At 36.7% G+C, this 16414-nt stretch carries 14 protein-coding genes and 1 riboswitch; all 14 genes read left to right on the forward strand.

Going from position 1 to position 16414, the window contains the following annotated elements; all coding sequences use genetic code 11:
* Positions 1–40 precede the first annotated feature (40 nt).
* The 14 genes from BM211_RS01735 to BM211_RS01800 all read left to right on the forward strand — a co-directional run bounded on the left by BM211_RS01735 (position 41) and on the right by BM211_RS01800 (position 16403).
* On the forward strand, positions 41–940 hold the full coding sequence (locus BM211_RS01735; RefSeq protein ID WP_035428954.1) for a polysaccharide deacetylase family protein: 900 nt from the start codon (positions 41–43) through the stop codon (positions 938–940).
* An 88-nt stretch (positions 941–1028) separates the two neighbouring features.
* On the forward strand, positions 1029–2273 hold the full coding sequence (locus tag BM211_RS01740; protein WP_035428953.1) for a M16 family metallopeptidase: 1245 nt from the start codon (positions 1029–1031) through the stop codon (positions 2271–2273).
* A 279-nt stretch (positions 2274–2552) separates the two neighbouring features.
* Positions 2553–2804 carry a YlmC/YmxH family sporulation protein gene (locus BM211_RS01745; protein WP_035428952.1) on the forward strand — a complete coding sequence of 84 codons (252 nt, stop codon included), beginning with the start codon at positions 2553–2555 and terminating at the stop codon, positions 2802–2804.
* Positions 2805–2972: 168 nt separating this feature from the next.
* Complete coding sequence (gene dpaA / locus BM211_RS01750; RefSeq protein WP_035428950.1) at positions 2973–3875, forward strand: dipicolinic acid synthetase subunit A; 903 nt, start codon at positions 2973–2975, stop codon at positions 3873–3875.
* Positions 3872–4471 (forward strand): dipicolinate synthase subunit B, encoded by a 600-nt coding sequence (dpaB, locus tag BM211_RS01755; RefSeq protein ID WP_035428949.1) that lies wholly within the window; start codon positions 3872–3874, stop codon positions 4469–4471. Before dpaA ends, dpaB begins: the two co-directional genes overlap by 4 nt.
* Positions 4472–4620: 149 nt before the next feature.
* A complete protein-coding gene (asd, locus tag BM211_RS01760) occupies positions 4621–5667 on the forward strand; it encodes an aspartate-semialdehyde dehydrogenase (protein ID WP_035428948.1) in 1047 nt (348 codons plus the stop codon).
* A gap of 22 nt (positions 5668–5689) precedes the next feature.
* Positions 5690–6913 carry an aspartate kinase gene (gene dapG, locus BM211_RS01765; RefSeq protein ID WP_090994711.1) on the forward strand — a complete coding sequence of 408 codons (1224 nt, stop codon included), beginning with the start codon at positions 5690–5692 and terminating at the stop codon, positions 6911–6913.
* A gap of 11 nt (positions 6914–6924) precedes the next feature.
* Positions 6925–7803: a 4-hydroxy-tetrahydrodipicolinate synthase gene (gene dapA, locus BM211_RS01770; RefSeq protein WP_090994715.1), complete on the forward strand. Its 879-nt coding sequence runs from the start codon at positions 6925–6927 to the stop codon at positions 7801–7803.
* Positions 7804–8562: 759 nt separating this feature from the next.
* Positions 8563–10233: a ribonuclease J gene (locus BM211_RS01775; RefSeq protein WP_090994717.1), complete on the forward strand. Its 1671-nt coding sequence runs from the start codon at positions 8563–8565 to the stop codon at positions 10231–10233.
* Between the two features lie 103 nt (positions 10234–10336).
* The gene (locus BM211_RS01780; RefSeq protein WP_035428943.1) at positions 10337–11086 is read left to right on the forward strand and encodes a ClpP family protease; all 750 of its coding nucleotides are present in this window, start codon (positions 10337–10339) and stop codon (positions 11084–11086) included.
* On the forward strand, positions 11083–11289 hold the full coding sequence (locus tag BM211_RS01785; RefSeq protein WP_035428942.1) for a YlzJ-like family protein: 207 nt from the start codon (positions 11083–11085) through the stop codon (positions 11287–11289). The genes BM211_RS01780 and BM211_RS01785 overlap by 4 nt, the downstream gene beginning before the upstream one ends.
* A 166-nt stretch (positions 11290–11455) precedes the next feature.
* Complete coding sequence (locus BM211_RS01790) at positions 11456–13825, forward strand: DNA translocase FtsK (RefSeq protein WP_035428940.1); 2370 nt, start codon at positions 11456–11458, stop codon at positions 13823–13825.
* Between the two features lie 343 nt (positions 13826–14168).
* Positions 14169–14271, forward strand: a riboswitch (purine riboswitch).
* Between the two features lie 235 nt (positions 14272–14506).
* Positions 14507–15232: a GntR family transcriptional regulator gene (locus BM211_RS01795; RefSeq protein WP_035428939.1), complete on the forward strand. Its 726-nt coding sequence runs from the start codon at positions 14507–14509 to the stop codon at positions 15230–15232.
* A gap of 88 nt (positions 15233–15320) precedes the next feature.
* Entirely contained in the window at positions 15321–16403 is a 1083-nt protein-coding gene (locus BM211_RS01800; protein ID WP_035428938.1) for a BMP family lipoprotein, read from the forward strand.
* Positions 16404–16414 lie beyond the last annotated feature (11 nt).

Below are 16414 nucleotides of genomic sequence, written 5' to 3' on the forward strand. Positions count from 1 at the left end.
CCTTGACTGATGGGAGTTTTACTTTATTGGAGGGTGCTTAATGAAAATTCGCATTATTTTACTTATAGTTATACTATGCTTCTTTGCAATGCATGTTTCGCATATATCATATGCAAAAGACAGCTTGTATGAAGAGATTGAAGAAAAAGCAAAAGTGTATGCGATTCCACCGCAAAATGCATGTATTGATAAGGTGTGGAAAGCGACGCCGGGGTATAATGGTAAAGAAGTAGATATCCGAGCTTCCTATGATAACATGAAGAAACAGGGGCGTTTTGATGAGAAACAATTGGTATATCGAGAAGTATCGCCCAAAGTACATTTAACAGACTTATCGCCTGCTCCTATTTATAGAGGAAATCCAAGTAAAAAAATGATTGCACTTACCATTAATGTTGCTTGGGGAAATGAATATCTTTCAAAGATGTTAGAAATACTGCAAAAGCACAATGTGAAAGCAACTTTTTTTCTAGAGGGAAGATGGGTGAAAGAAAATTTACGGTTTGCAAAAATGATTGCGGATGCTAACCAGGAAGTGGGAAATCATTCATATACGCATCCTGATATGAAAACGTTATCGCTTTCTGCAATTCAAGAACAATTACAAAAAACGAATCAAGTCATTGAAGCGGCAACGAATCAAAAAGTGCGTTGGTTTGCACCTCCAAGTGGCAGTTTTCGTGACGATGTTGTTCATACTGCTGCAAAATTGCAAATGGGGACGATAATGTGGACAGTGGATACAATTGATTGGAAGCATCCAGAACCGCACGTGTTACTTCAGAGAGTATTAAGTAAAGTGCATCCCGGAGCCATTATTTTAATGCATCCAACTTCTTCTTCGGCAGAATCACTTGATACATTGATTTCAAAACTAAAAGAAAAAGGATATACTGTAGGGAACGTATCTGCTTTAGTAGATGAAAAGCGTATTGAATAAACACATTTGCATGACATTCTTCTTTAAACTTGTTATGATTATATAATAGAATTTTTTAACAGAGAAATTGTTAATAGGAGGAAGGCTTTTGATCAAAAAATATACGTGTAAAAATGGAGTAAGAATCGTAATGGAACATATTCCAACAGTACGTTCTGTTGCAATTGGAGTATGGATTCATGCAGGATCACGAAATGAAAATGAAAAGAATAATGGAATTTCTCACTTTTTAGAACATATGTTTTTCAAAGGAACGAAAACACGTAGTGCTAGAGAAATCGCTGAATCCTTCGACAGCATTGGCGGGCAAGTTAATGCGTTTACATCAAAGGAATATACATGTTACTATGCGAAAGTGTTAGATGAACATGCGAAATATGCACTTGATATTTTAGCGGATATGTTCTTTAATTCAACGTTTGTAGAAGAAGAATTGAAAAAAGAAAAAAATGTTGTGTTTGAAGAAATTAAAATGTATGAAGATACGCCAGATGATATTGTCCATGATATGTTAACGAAAGCGACGTATGAGACGCACCCGCTGGCATATCCTATTTTAGGAACAGAACAAACGCTTGAAACGTTTACTGGTGATACACTTCGTGAATATATGAAGGATCATTATACGCCAGAAAATGTCGTTATCTCTATTGCTGGCAACATTGATGAGTCATTCGTTCAAAACGTTGAACAATATTTTGGAAGTTATGAAGGAACGACAAATCGTGAACAAGTACATAATCCTATTTTCCATCCAAATAAAGTAGCACGCAAAAAAGAAACAGAACAAGCTCATTTATGTCTAGGGTTTAAAGGATTACAGATGGGTGATGAAAGTGTTTATAATCTGATTGTATTGAATAATATTCTAGGTGGCAGTATGAGTAGTCGTTTGTTCCAAGAAGTGCGTGAGCAACGCGGGTTAGCATATTCTGTATTTTCTTATCATTCTTCTTATGAAGATACAGGTATGTTAACAATTTACGGAGGAACGGGCAGTCAACAACTCGATATGTTGTACGAAACAATTCAGCAAACACTTGATACATTAAAAAATACAGGTATTACAGAAAAAGAATTACTTAATAGTAAAGAGCAACTAAAAGGAAATCTTATGTTAAGTTTAGAAAGTACAAATAGTCGAATGAGCCGCAATGGTAAAAATGAATTACTTCTAAAAAAACATCGCTCTTTAGATGAAATTATTGAAAGTGTAAACAGTGTTACAAAAACAGATGTAGACACATTAATTCGTAATATGTTTACAGATGAGTTTTCTGCAGCATTGATTAGCCCAAATGGTGAGCTTCCAAAAGGGATAAGTCAAAAATAAATACAAATAAAAAACCGTTTCTTATTAAGGAAACGGTTTTTTATTTGTATTTATATATTCGGTTTAATATTTATGTATATAAATTGGTATTATGCAGAGTGCAACATAACTGTTCCTTGTTTTTGCTTGTTGTAAACCATGCATGTGGTAGGATAAGGACCTGACCGTTTCTATGCCGTTTTTTTAACTTATATATAGGCATTTTTTTTTGAAGTTTAGAATAGGTACTTAATATAAAAGAAATCTTCTATTCCAAATGATATATAAGGAGGGGATGGAATGCGATTAAGTGAACTAAGTGGAAAAGAAATTGTGGATTTACAGCGTGCGGAACGAATGGGAGTATTAGGGCACGCCGATCTTGAGATTGATGAGAAAGATGGGAAGATTCAAGCGCTCATTATTCCAGTTGGAAAATGGGGAGGATTTAAACGAGGGCAACAAGAAGTCAAGGTGGAGTGGAGTAGAATTAAAAAAGTGGGGCAAGATATGATCATTTTTGATCTTGTTAATTATTCAGATTCTAATTAAAAGATGACCATTGCGGTCATCTTTTTTATTATGAGAACCTATAGGTGTAAATCATCCTTACTTTGTTGTTTTCAATCACCTTATACTCGTACATTACATATGATGTGGAGGAAAACGAAAAAGTAGGCACTTTTCTTATAATGAGAGAAAAAGAAGGTGAAGAAAAGAATGTTGACTGATATTCATATCGCTGTCATAGGAGGAGATGCAAGGCAGCTTGAAGTCATTCGTAAGCTAGTTGAGCTTGATGCGAAACTCTCATTAGTAGGCTTTGATCAGTTGGATCATGGATTTACAGGATCAGCAAAAGAGAGTATGCAAAATCTCGATTTTACTACTTTAGATGCCATTATTTTGCCGGTAGCTGGAACTGATGCGAATGGAAAGATTGATACTATTTTTTCAAATGCAAAAGTTATGATTACAAAAGAACAGATTGAAAACACACCAGCCCATTTTACGATATATTCAGGAATAAGTAACACTTACTTAGATACAATTGCTTCTTCAACGAATCGAAAACTTGTCAAATTGTTTGATCGTGATGATGTAGCGATTTATAACTCAATACCAACTGTTGAAGGGACTATTATGATGGTTATTCAACATACCGATTATACAATTCATGGGTCTACGGTAATGGTATTAGGTTTTGGGAGAACTGGAATGAGTGTAGCAAGAACATTTCAGTCATTAGGAGCGAAAGTGAAAGTAGGTGCACGACGTTCTGAACATATTGCTCGTATTACTGAGATGACATTCACGCCATTTCAAATGCGAGATATAGAGCGAGAAGTACACGATGTTGACATTGTTATTAATACAATCCCTCATCTTGTTGTAACGGCAAGCGCAATTTCAAAAATGCCTGCTCATACATTAATTATCGATTTAGCCTCTAAACCTGGAGGGACAGACTTCCGCTATGCAGAAAAACGAGGAATTAAGGCTTTGTTAGCGCCTGGACTTCCAGGGATTGTTGCACCGAAAACAGCCGGACAAATTCTCGCAAATGTCCTTTCTAATTTATTAATAGCAGATGTAGACGTAAGAAAGGAGAATAAAAAATGAGTGTGAAAGGTAAACGAATTGGCTTTGGATTAACAGGCTCACATTGTACGTATGCAGAAGTTATGCCACACTTAGAAAAACTTGTTGCGGATGGAGCGGAAGTACGTCCTGTTGTATCATATACATTACAAACGACAAACACAAGATTTGGTGAAGGTGCAGAGTGGATTGAGAAGATAGAATCGATAACTGGTTATAAAGTAATTGATTCTATTGTGGGGGCAGAACCACTAGGTCCGAAAATTCCATTGGATTGTATGGTTATAGCACCATTAACAGGAAATACGATGAGTAAATTTGCGAATGCAATGACAGATTCACCTGTATTAATGGCTGCTAAAGCTACCTTGCGAAATGGTAAGCCTGTTGTATTAGCAGTTTCAACGAACGATGCTCTTGGGTTAAATGGTGTGAACTTGATGCGCCTTATGGCAACAAAAAATATATATTTTGTGCCATTTGGGCAAGATGCACCGCATAATAAACCGAACTCTATGGTAGCGCGTATGGAATTATTACAAGATACAATTGTTGAATCGCTAGAAGGGAAACAACTCCAACCTGTAGTTGTAGAAAAATTCAAGTATATGAATTAACAATCAAAAAACAGACAATTTTTTTCATGAAACCATCATTCTTATCGCAGAATATGATAAAATTAATTCTATTAAGAATGAGAAGGAGTATTTGTTACTCCTTTTTATTCTAAGTATAGAAGGATTGGTACCTAGAAAGGGGCATAGTGATGGAAAAGAAAAAATCTTTTCATGTCGCTGTAGTTGGAGCAACCGGCGCAGTTGGTGAACAAATGTTAAATACTTTAGAGAAACGTAATTTTCCAATAGAAAAGCTATCGTTACTTTCATCTAAACGTTCTGCAGGTAAAACGCTTTTATTTAAGGGAGAAGAAGTAACGGTACAAGAGGCTACTCCTGAAAGTTTTGAAGGAGTGGATATCGCACTCTTCAGTGCGGGTGGATCTGTATCGAAACAATTAGCACCAGAAGCAGCAAAACGCGGTGCAATCGTTGTTGATAATACGAGTGCATTTCGTATGACAGAAAATGTTCCGCTTGTTGTACCAGAAGTAAACGAAAAAGATTTATTAGAGCATAATGGAATTATTGCAAATCCAAACTGTTCTACCATTCAAATGGTAGTTGCTCTTGAACCAGTTCGTCAAAACTTTGGTTTAAAACGAGTAATCGTTTCCACATATCAAGCTGTATCAGGAGCAGGAGCGGCTGCGATTGAAGAGCTACATGAACAATCACAAGCCATTTTAAACGGTGAAGAAGCAAAAGCAAATGTTTTACCAGTAAAAGGTGATGAAAAGCATTATCCAATTGCATTTAATGCGATTCCGCAAATTGATAAGTTTGAAGATAATGGCTTTACATTTGAAGAAATGAAAATGATTAATGAAACAAAGAAAATTATGCATATGCCAGATCTTGAAGTAGCTGCTACATGCGTACGCTTGCCAGTTGTATCTGGTCACTCTGAATCTGTTTACATTGAAGTGGAAAAAGAAGGTGTAACAGTAGAAGATGTGCGTAATCTGCTAACGAATGCAGAAGGAATTGTTCTGCAAGATAATCCAGCAGAACAAGTATACCCAATGCCAGCAACTGCAGTTGGTAAAAACGAAGTATTCGTTGGGCGTATCCGTAAAGATTTAAACAATGATAAAGGATTCCATCTTTGGGTCGTATCTGATAACTTATTAAAAGGTGCTGCATGGAACTCTGTTCAAATTGCAGAACGATTAGTGAAATTACAATTAGTGTAAACGGCTAAAAGAAGGTGCGAAAATGAAAATTATTGTCCAAAAATTTGGTGGTACATCTGTACGTGATGAAAATGGTCGGAAACATGCCCTTCACCACATCAAAAAATCGTTAAAAGAGGGCTATAAAATTGTAGTTGTTGTATCTGCGATGGGGCGCAAAGGTGAGCCATATGCGACTGATACATTATTAGGCCTTGTAAATGAAAAACAATCATTTATTTCAAAACGTGAACAAGATTTATTGTTATCTTGTGGTGAGTTAATTTCGGCAATTGTGTTTTCAAATATGTTAAATGAAAATGAAATTAAAGCGGCAGCATTCAATGGTGCGCAAGCTGGTTTTATTACAAATGATGATTTTACAAACGCTAAAATCATTGAAATGAACTGTGAACGTATTCGAAAAGAGTTAGAAAAAGTAGATGTAATTGTCGTAACAGGATTTCAAGGACAAACTAAAGAAGGCGATACGACAACACTTGGGCGCGGTGGAAGTGATACATCAGCGTCAGCATTAGGTGTTGCGCTTCATGCCAAATATATCGATATCTTTACAGATGTAGAAGGTGTGATGACAGCCGATCCTCGTATTGTAAAAGATGCGCGTCATCTTGAAAATGTAACATACAATGAAATTTGTAATATGGCATATCAAGGTGCAAAGGTTGTTCATCCGCGTGCGATTGAAATTGCGATGCATGCGAAAGTACCATTGCGTGTACGTTCTACGTATTCTGATAGCGAAGGAACTTTAATTGCAGCATATGATGGTGCACGCGACGTACAAGAGCGTCCTGTAACTGGTATTGCTCATTCTTCAAGTGTCACGCAAATTAAAGTGTTGGCCAAGGACGGAGCATACGATTTACAAACAGAAGTGTTCAAAGAAATGGCTAAAGAAAAGATTAGCGTAGATTTGATCAATATTTCTCCTACGGGTGTAGCATACACAGTGAGTGATGATGTTGCATATCGAGCGGTTGAAGTGCTTCATAAACTTGGTTATGATCCAATTGTAACGGAGCACTGTGCAAAAGTATCTATTGTTGGAGCAGGTATCGCAGGTGTTCCAGGTGTTACAGCGAAAATTGTGACGGCATTAGCTGAAAATGGCGTTCAAATATTGCAATCAGCAGATAGTCATACAACAATATGGGTACTTGTGAAAGAAGAGAAACTTGTAGATGCTGTAAATGCACTTCATCGTGCATTTGAGCTTTCAAAAGAAAAGCAACTGGAATTATAAGGAGTGAGACCATGAGAGATTTTGGGACAATTGCAACAGCGATGGTCACACCGTTTGATAAAAATGGAAACATCGATTTTGCAAAGACAACAAAATTGGTAAACTATTTGATTGATAACGGGACAACGTCAATTGTTGTAGGAGGAACAACAGGTGAATCTCCTACATTAACATCTGAAGAAAAGGTAGCGTTATATCGTCATGTTGTATCTGTTGTCGATAGCAGGGTGCCTGTCATAGCTGGAACTGGCAGCAATAATACGCATGCTTCTGTGGAGCTTACGAAAAAAGCGGAAGAAGTAGGCGTAGATGCGATTATGTTAGTTGCACCATATTATAATAAACCAAGTCAAGAAGGAATGTATCAGCACTTTAAAACAATTGCTGAAAATACAAAACTTCCGATCATGTTATACAACGTTCCAGGTCGATCTATTGTTCAGATTTCGGTTGATACAGTTGTTCGTTTATCGCAAATTCCAAACATTGTTGCAATCAAGGATGCGGGCGGCGACGTATTAACGATGACAGAAATCATTGAAAAAACTGATGATGATTTTGCTGTATACAGTGGTGATGATGGATTAACATTGCCAGCGATGGCAATTGGCGCAAAAGGGATTGTCTCTGTTGCTTCTCATATTATTGGTAATGAAATGCAAGACATGATTGCAGCATTCCGAACTGGTGATATGAAAACAGCACAAAAGCTTCATCAAATGTTAGTTAGAGTGACAAATGCATTATTTATGGCACCGAGTCCAACTCCTGTGAAGACGGCATTGCAATTCGTAGGATTAGATGTTGGTTCTGTTCGTTTACCTCTTCTACCATTAACCGAGGCAGAAAGAACGCAATTACTTGAAGTTATCCAATCTATTCCTCGCTAATAAGCAAGTGGCTTAGTGATATGTGCTAAGCCACTTTTTGTATTTTATCCCGCTATTTGCAGGTAGTAAGTCCCACACATTAAGGATTAGAGAAAAGGGAAGAATCTATATGAATTCATTTGTATTTTGACATCTTTGTCTAGCTCTACCTCCTAGTCTAGTTGGCTAAACAGTCGTCTTGGTTTTTCTTTTTAAATTACTGCTATGCAGAATACAACATGCCCCTACTAACTTTCTCCTTTTGTTTTAAACCTTGCATGTGGCAGAAATAGGCCCTGATCGCTTTCTATGCATGGCTAGATGCCCTCGCTCACCTAAAAGGAAAGGAGTTTTATGGCGTTATTTTAACTTGCATATATAGATAGGGATGAAGAAAATTACAACTGCTAGATGTCTCACTTTGCTTCTTACATGTAGTAGTGAAATAAATCCAGTTTATCCTCTTATACATATTCTTCTCTTTGCTTTCTTATAATTTAACTTGTGTTCTATTTCTTATATCAGTTATAATATGGCTAAGTAGCTTAGTACGGGTATGCTTAGCAAAAATGGAAAAACTTTACGGGTTATCGGATTTTGTATGAAATTACATAAAACATTTGATCTATATAATGAAAGAGAGGTGGGACCTGGTTTAAAAACAAAAAACGTGATAAGACCTTCGTTTTAGATGTTGAAAAATGATGGTGGAGTTTCCCCTGGTTTCTCTACAATGTTAGTGGGATCAGTTTTTATACTATTTTTAAACCAGGCAACAACATGAAGAAGAAAGAGATAGATACTGTAAAAGTATTCGCTCTCGGCGGAGTGGGCGAAATTGGAAAGAATATGTACTGCGTGGAAATTGATTCTGAAATTTTTATTGTGGATGCAGGACTTATGTTTCCAGAAGAAGAGATGTTTGGAATAGATATTGTTATACCAGATATCACATATTTAGTGGAAAATAAAGAGCGCGTAAAAGGACTATTTTTAACACATGGTCATGAAGATCATATTGGTGGTATTGTTTATGTGTTAAGGAAATTAGATATTCCAGTTTATGGAACGAAGCTGACGCACGGTCTTGTGAAAGAAAAATTAGGAGAAGCGGGTATGTTAGGCCGTGTTGATTTAAGAACAATTGATTCTAATGCTACTGTAGAATTCGATACAACAACGGTTTCCTTCTTTAATACAACTCACAGTATTCCAGACGCAGTGGGTGTTTGTTTCCATACTTCACAAGGGGCAATTGTATATACTGGTGATTTTAAATTTGATCAAACTCCTATTGGGAATAATGGTGCAGATATTGGAAAAATGGCACAAATCGGCAATGAAGGTGTGCTTTGCTTATTATCTGATAGTACTAATGCAGAGCGACCTGGCTATACAGGATCTGAGAGAGAAGTTGGTATAGAGATTTCCAAAGTATTTTATAACTCAGAAGGTCGTATTATTGTAGCCTCATTTGCGTCTAATGTTCATCGTATTCAACAAGTTTTTGATGCAGCTTATGAAACTGGTCGTAAGGTAGCGGTAGTTGGACGAAGTATGGTAAAGGTAGTTGATATTGCATATAATTTAGGTTATTTAAATATTCCAGACGGTATGTTAATTTCACTACAGGATGTTGATAATTATCCTGAGAAAAAGGTGACAATTTTAACGACTGGAAGTCAAGGTGAGCCAATGGCTGCCCTTTCTAGAATGGCTAGACAAGCTCATAAACAAATTTCAATTCGTAAAGGTGATACAGTCATTATTGCAGCATCCCCAATTCCAGGGAATGAAACATCTGTCTCAAGAACAATTGATTTACTATTTAGAGCAGGTGCGGATGTAGTATATTATGGAGAAAAGAAAGTTCATGTTTCGGGGCACGGTAGTCAAGAAGAATTGAAGTTAATGTTAAATTTAATGAAACCGAAATATTTCTTGCCTGTACATGGTGAATTTCGTATGCAAAAGGCACATGCCCGCTTAGCTCAAGATGTTGGAATTCAATCAGATCGTATTTTTATCACAGAAAAAGGTGAAGTAATCTCCTTTACAGATGGTGAAGCGAAACCAGCAGGGAAGGTTCCGGCTGGAAATGTATTGATTGATGGATTAGGCGTTGGTGATGTTGGGAATATCGTATTACGTGATCGAAAAATGTTATCACAAGACGGTATTTTAGTCGTTGTTGTGACACTTGGAAAAGATGAGAAAAAAATTATTTCTGGACCAGAAATAATTTCGCGAGGCTTTGTTTATGTTCGTGAATCTGAAGCGTTGATTGAAAAATCAACGGATATCGTCCGTACAATTGTAGAACAATCTATTAAAGAGTATTCAATTGAATGGTCAACGTTAAAACAAAATATTCGTGAGCTACTTGGACAATTTTTATTTGAAAAAACGAAGAGAAAACCGATGATTTTACCAATTATTATGGAAGTATAAGAGATGGCTGCCTGTTTATAGGTAGCTTTTTCTTTTATCCTCTGTCGAATGAAATTTATAACTTAAGAAATAATAGTTATATACGTGAGAAAGGGGATACGACATGATAGAGCGTGATAAAATGAAAAATGAAGAGAAAGAGCCTGTGACAAAAGAAGAGACGAAAGAAGCTTCTGTATTAGAGAAAATTCAGCAGCTTGGCCAGACGAATGTCCCGCAATTAAATGAATCACGTATTCATTGTTTAACGATTGTAGGGCAAATTGAAGGCCATGTGCAATTGCCACCACAAAATAAAACGACGAAATATGAGCATGTTATTCCGCAAATTGTAGCAATTGAACAAAATCCTAAAATTGAAGGGTTATTAATTTTGTTAAATACAGTTGGAGGGGATGTAGAAGCTGGGCTTGCGATTTCTGAAATGATTGCTTCTCTTTCGAAACCGACTGTATCAATTGTTCTTGGCGGAGGTCATTCTATTGGTGTGCCGATTGCGGTATCAACAGATTATTCATTCATTGCAGAAACAGCAACAATGACAATCCACCCTATTCGTCTTACAGGTCTTGTAATAGGTGTTCCGCAAACATTTGAGTATTTAGATAAAATGCAAGAGCGTGTCATTCGTTTTGTAACAAAGAATTCCAAAGTAACAGAAGATCGTTTTAAGGAGTTAATGTTTGCAAAAGGGAATTTAACGCGAGATATTGGTACAAATGTTGTAGGTATGGATGCGGTGAAATATGGTTTAATTGATGATGTCGGAGGGATTGGTCAAGCAATCAAAAAGTTAAATGAATTAATTGAGGCGAAAACATCAACTAAAAAAGATAAGGCGTTGTTACAATGATTTTATATACGATTATGCCAGAGCAACTCGTGTATCCAATAGATCATGCAGAATTTGCGAAGCAGAAAATTATACATGTAGATGGTATTGATATGGTTGTGGAAATGGGGAATGAAAATAACTATTCTGTTATACGTGTGTTAAGTACAAATCCAGAGCATTTTTTACAATATGAACCTGGGCAGAAAATATCCTTTTCATAAAAGAAGGATTTTGTTTATGAGCTATGGTATAATATAAAAAACAAGAGGGTGAAGCAGCCGTGTGTACAGGCTGCTTTCTTGCGTTTATCCTGTAAAATCCTCTTTGAATGGGACTATACTGATTCTATGAAAGCTATATTTTTGAATGAGAATTTGAGGTGAAGAAATGGCAAAACAAAAGCAAATAGGGACGAAAACAAAAGCAAGACGTACTATAAAGCCAACTTTGTACTACGAAATCGTCGGTTTGACTCTTTTTGCGCTCTCTATCATTACAATTATGCAACTAGGTGTTGTCGGAAAAGCATTCGTGCTATTTTTTCGCTTTTTCTTTGGAGAATGGTACATACTTGGAGTACTTGGGGTTATTGCACTTTCTGTAGCGTTTGTTATAAAACGAGAGTGGCCGGATTTATTAAACAAACGATTGATTGGTCTATATTTAATCGTATTAGCTATATTGATGTTTAGTCATATTACATTAGTCAGCCTTTTAACAAAAGATGGAGCAGTACAAAGTACATCTGTTATTGTAACGACAAAAGATTTGTTCTTTCATGAAATGAAAAAAGGAGTCGACTCGGTCCATTTAGGCGGGGGAATGGTTGGGGCTATTATGTTTGCGACATGTTATTTTTTATTTGATGAAGTTGGCGCATACATAATCGGAATGATTCTCATTTTACTTGGTGTATTATGTATTACAAATAAACATATAGGAGAAGTACTAGCACCAATTGGAAGAATACTGAGACGGCAATTTCAAGTGATGCAAGGTGATTATAAAGATTGGCAATCAAAACGAACTGCCGAGAAAACTGAAAAGAAAAAGACTGCTCGTACGCGGAGTGAGCGTCATGTGTCAGAAGCACCAGAGTTAGTAGAATGTACAGAAGAGGTTGATATAGCGCCGCCGATTATATCGAATTTTACTGAAAACTATACAACGCCGGATCCAATAAGTGAAGAATCCCTTATTCCTGAAGCGATTCAAGAAGAAGCTTTGCCTATGCAAGAAGAAAAGCAAAAGCGGAAAAAAGGTGAAAAAATTGTTGAATCACTTGCCGGAGAGACGACAGCGCCGCCAATGCATTTTTCCGATGTTGAAAATAAAGATTATAAGTTGCCGTCTTTAGAGCTATTAAAGTTCCCGAACAATAAGCAAGTGACAAATGAGAATGAAACGATTTATGAAAATGCTCGTAAATTGGAACGAACATTCCAAAGCTTCGGTGTGAAAGCGAAAGTAACAAAGGTCCATAGAGGACCAGCAGTTACAAAATATGAAGTGTATCCTGATATGGGGGTTAAAGTTAGTAAAATTGTTAGTTTAAGTGATGATTTAGCACTAGCTTTAGCGGCGAAAGATATTCGAATTGAAGCACCAATCCCAGGGAAATCAGCTGTTGGTATTGAAGTGCCAAATTCAGAAGTTGCAGTGGTTACGTTAAGAGAAGTGTTGGATTCGAAAGCAAATAATCATCCAGAAGAAAAGTTATTAATTGGACTTGGACGCGATATTACAGGTGAAGCTGTCTTAGCACGTCTAAATAAAATGCCCCATTTACTTGTAGCAGGGGCAACTGGTAGCGGAAAGAGTGTATGTATAAACGGAATTATTACAAGTATATTAATGCGCGCTAAACCGCATGAAGTGAAACTCATGATGATTGACCCCAAAATGGTCGAATTAAATGTATACAATGGTGTTCCGCATTTATTAACACCTGTTGTGACAGACCCGAAAAAGGCGTCACAGGCATTAAAAAAGGTTGTCAATGAAATGGAACGACGTTATGAATTGTTTGCGCATAGTGGAACACGGAATATTGAAGGGTATAATGAATACATTAAACAACATAATGAACAATCCGAAGCGAAGCAACCAGAACTTCCGTATATTGTTGTTATTGTGGACGAGTTAGCAGATTTAATGATGGTTGCTTCTTCTGATGTAGAGGATGCGATTATGCGTCTGGCACAAATGGCACGTGCAGCTGGTATTCATTTAATTATTGCAACGCAGCGACCATCTGTAGATGTTATTACCGGTGTTATTAAAGCGAATATTCCATCGCGAATAGCTTTTGCGGTTTCCTCTCAAACTGATTCAAGAACGATTCTTGATACAGGGGGAGCAGAGAAATTATTAGGACGAGGTGATATGCTGTTTGTACCAATTGGTGCTTCTAAGCCAGTTCGCGTACAAGGTGCATTCTTATCAGATGATGAAGTAGAGAAAGTAGTCGAGTATGTTGTTGCGCAGCAAAAAGCGCAATATCAAGAGGATATGATTCCGCAAGATGTACAAGAAACAGTGCAAGCGGTAGAGGATAATTTATATGATGAAGCGGTGCAGCTCGTTGTAGACATGCAAACTGCATCAGTCTCTATGTTACAGCGCAGGTTTCGTATTGGATATACGCGTGCAGCCAGGTTAATCGATGCAATGGAGATGAATGGTGTTGTTGGCCCGTATGAAGGAAGTAAGCCTCGTGAAGTGCTTATAAAGGATATTCAAGAGAAAAGTTCGTGATAAAGTGAAACTTTAATCAGTGTTTTTTCATTCCCACTGATTATTAGCCCTCACCGATCGGGCGCATGCCAGCAGTTTACCTCCCGCACAACTTCTTTGAAAGCACGTTCAGACCTGGACAACGCTTTCGCTGATTTTGAGGTGGGAGTATTACTGCCCGCAAATAGCGGGATAAAGAAACCGATTAGGAAAGATTCTAGTCGGTTTCTTTAATGATTAAAAATGATAACGCTTACCGTTTGTGAATTTCAATGAGAATACGAATGGTAGGATGTTTTTGAATTTCAACGTTCGATTTTTTCTTGGATTGTATTGACAGTTATCCTATCAAGTGGTACGATTACTTCGAAATCAAAATAAACCTCATATAATCTTGGTAATAAGGTCCATAAGTTTCTACCTAGCAACCATAAATCTGCTAGACTATGAGGAAAAAGTGTCAATACAAGGTGTATAACAACTTTGTTCCTAACTTTTTCAACATGTGAGAAATGGAGGGTGCAAAGTTTTTTTTATAGGTTAAAGAAAGAAAATTTCATTTAAAGAAATTATTAACACTTATTCGACAAATTGCAACTTTCTTATTTTTATTTCGGGTAAATCATGATATAGTAATTGTGGAAAAAAGAGAAAAGAGGTCTTACATCAGAGGTCGAATAAGTGAAGTGCGAGGGGAGTCTTATGTCAGTAAAGTCAGATAGTCGACATTTGTATTTACGAGTGATTGACCACATTAAAGAAAAGATTAAAAACGGGGTATATAAAGAGAAGCAAAAGCTACCGTCCGAATTTGATCTAGCAAAAGAGTTAGGTGTTAGTAGAGCGACCTTACGAGAAGCACTTCGAATTTTAGAAGAAGAAAGCGTTGTCATTCGTCGGCATGGTGTAGGAACTTTTGTAAATGCAAAACCATTGTTTTCTTCAGGAATCGAACAATTATCTAGTATTACAGATATGATTACTAGTGTAGGCAAACAGCCGGGTACAGTATTTTTATCATCAGCAGTAGGGAGCTTAACGGAAGAGGAAAAAGAAAAGTTTAATAGTGAAGATGGTTTTGAAACACTTATGATTGAACGCGTTCGTACAGCAGATGGGGAACCTGTAGTTTACTGCGTTGATAAGTTGCCAAAAGAAGTTCTTCCTGATTTGTCAGAATACAAAGAGGAATCATTGCTTACGGTCATACATAGAAATACACATAAACGCATTACATATGCTGTTGCTCATATTGAACCACTCGGTTATCACTCTAAAATATCACCAATTTTAGAATGTGGACCGGAAACAGCATTACTTGTGTTAAAGCAAATGCACTATGATCAAAATGATGAACCGATTTTATATTCTATTAATTATTTTCGAGCAGACAAATTTAGCTTCCATGTGTTAAGAAAACGTATGTAGGTAGTGCCCATTTTAGGGAGGTGACAGCAAGAAAATAGGACATGACTTTGTAAGGAGCTAGATACATATTTTAGGAGGGGTTTTTAGTATGAAGAAAAAAGCGGGGATTTTATTATCATTAACGTTAGCGGCAAGCACAATTTTAGGAGCTTGTGGAAACACTGATAAGTCAAGTGAGAAAAAAGAGGGAAAAGACAGTAAAAACTTTAAAGTTGGTATGGTTACAGACGTTGGTGGAGTAGATGATAAATCATTTAACCAATCTGCATGGGAAGGTTTAAAGAAGTTTGGTAAAGATAACAAGCTAAAAGAAAATGAAGGATATCGCTATCTTGAATCTGCTAAGGATGCGGACTATATTCCAAACTTAGCAAAATTTGTAGATACTAACTACAATTTAACATTTGGAATTGGTTATAAAATGCAAGAGGCTATCCAAGAAACAGCTGTAAAGAATTCGAAAAAACAATTTGCAATTGTTGACGCAGTAGTTGATAAGCCAAACGTAACAAGCATTACATTTAAAGACCATGAAGGTTCTTTCCTTGTAGGTGCTGTAGCAGCAATGACAACAAAATCAAATAAAGTAGGATTTATTGGTGGAATTAAAAGTCCTCTAATCCAAAAATTTGACTCTGGTTTCATGGCTGGTGCGAAATTTATCAATCCGAAAATTGAAGTTGTATCTCAATATGCAGAGGCATTTGATAAGCCGGAAAAAGGTTCTGTATTAGCTTCTGCTATGTATGGCCAAGGTGTTGACGTAATTTATCATGCATCTGGTGCAACTGGTAACGGTGTGTTTACAGAAGCGAAAAACCGTAAGAAAAAAGGTGAAAATGTTTGGGTTATCGGTGTTGACCGTGATCAAAACCAAGAAGGTATGCCAGAAAACGTAACATTAACTTCAATGGTAAAACGTGTTGATGTTGCGGTAGCGAAAGTTTCAGAAAAAGCAAAAGACGGTAAACTTGAAGGCGGTAAAACAGAAGTATTTGGTTTACAAGATGATGGCGTTGGAATTGCAAAAACAACTGAAAACGTGAAAAAAGTAAATCCAGAAATTTTAACAAAAGTAGACGAATTGAAAAAGAAAATTGTAAGTGGTGAAATTAAAGTACCTTCTACTCCAGATGAGTACAAAACATTTGAGGCTTCTCTTAAAAAATAATGGTAGATCAA

It is taken from the genome of Bacillus sp. 491mf, from assembly GCF_900112415.1.
GTDB lineage: Bacteria > Bacillota > Bacilli > Bacillales > Bacillaceae_G > Bacillus_A.

Excerpts from the sequence above, each read along its gene's own strand:
- BM211_RS01775 (WP_090994717.1), top strand. The coding sequence starts at position 8,563 with ATGAAGAAGAAAGAGATAGATACTGTAAAAGTATTCGCTCTCGGCGGA.
- BM211_RS01790 (WP_035428940.1), top strand. The coding sequence starts at position 11,456 with ATGGCAAAACAAAAGCAAATAGGGACGAAAACAAAAGCAAGACGTACT.
- dpaB (WP_035428949.1), top strand. The coding sequence starts at position 3,872 with ATGAGTGTGAAAGGTAAACGAATTGGCTTTGGATTAACAGGCTCACAT.
- dapA (WP_090994715.1), top strand. The coding sequence starts at position 6,925 with ATGAGAGATTTTGGGACAATTGCAACAGCGATGGTCACACCGTTTGAT.
- BM211_RS01780 (WP_035428943.1), top strand. The coding sequence starts at position 10,337 with ATGATAGAGCGTGATAAAATGAAAAATGAAGAGAAAGAGCCTGTGACA.
- BM211_RS01785 (WP_035428942.1), top strand. The coding sequence starts at position 11,083 with ATGATTTTATATACGATTATGCCAGAGCAACTCGTGTATCCAATAGAT.
- dpaA (WP_035428950.1), top strand. The coding sequence starts at position 2,973 with ATGTTGACTGATATTCATATCGCTGTCATAGGAGGAGATGCAAGGCAG.
- dapG (WP_090994711.1), top strand. The coding sequence starts at position 5,690 with ATGAAAATTATTGTCCAAAAATTTGGTGGTACATCTGTACGTGATGAA.
- BM211_RS01735 (WP_035428954.1), top strand. The coding sequence starts at position 41 with ATGAAAATTCGCATTATTTTACTTATAGTTATACTATGCTTCTTTGCA.
- asd (WP_035428948.1), top strand. The coding sequence starts at position 4,621 with ATGGAAAAGAAAAAATCTTTTCATGTCGCTGTAGTTGGAGCAACCGGC.
- BM211_RS01800 (WP_035428938.1), top strand. The coding sequence starts at position 15,321 with ATGAAGAAAAAAGCGGGGATTTTATTATCATTAACGTTAGCGGCAAGC.
- BM211_RS01795 (WP_035428939.1), top strand. The coding sequence starts at position 14,507 with ATGTCAGTAAAGTCAGATAGTCGACATTTGTATTTACGAGTGATTGAC.
- BM211_RS01745 (WP_035428952.1), top strand. The coding sequence starts at position 2,553 with ATGCGATTAAGTGAACTAAGTGGAAAAGAAATTGTGGATTTACAGCGT.